This window comes from Dethiosulfovibrio russensis (assembly GCF_021568855.1).
Classification (GTDB): domain Bacteria; phylum Synergistota; class Synergistia; order Synergistales; family Dethiosulfovibrionaceae; genus Dethiosulfovibrio; species Dethiosulfovibrio russensis.
Genome location: NZ_JAKGUG010000039.1, coordinates 1 through 536, shown reverse-complemented (window position 1 = coordinate 536; position 536 = coordinate 1). Strand labels below are relative to the sequence as shown.

Here is a 536-nt window from a genome sequence, read left to right as displayed (position 1 = left end):
GAACATTGCTTCGTCCGGTCCCATTCGGCTAACGAGGAGGTCTGCCTTGAAAGTAGCTCCCCGGTGGAGACGGTAGGCGAGGGGGGAGAGCGTTTTTCCCAGGACGTGAAGCCGGAAGACCTCTGCATTCCCTGGCTGGGCAGGGCGGGGGAGCCTCTGGAAATAGGCTGGTGGGATTTCCCGGATCTGGGAGTTCGGGGAAGCCCTCCGAACCTGGAAGGCTTTGGCGATAGCGACGGTTCAAACGACTTTCACGACGGAACACACAGGGACAACCGAAAGGGAATGTCGGTAACTTCCGACGGTCTGATCTATCTATCCGGCGACAACTACGAAGACGAGGCCCTCGATGTGATGGCATGGAAGTGCGACGGTGAACACTGGGAGAAAAACCGGGTTTCATGGCCCTGTTCCGACAGACTGGTGGCCCCGTATGGACAGGGGAATTACCACGTTCACCACTTCCCCGGTGCGGACTGGAGTCTGTTCCACGCCCCGGTAGGAAGGATACGTTATCGGAAGTTACTGGAGACCAC

Annotated in this window: 1 pseudogene; it reads left to right on the top strand. The window is 58.2% G+C overall.

The features are described from left to right. Positions 1-63: 63 nt before the first annotated feature. Positions 64-536, top strand: a pseudogene (locus L2W48_RS12945) (hypothetical protein); the annotation flags it as partial.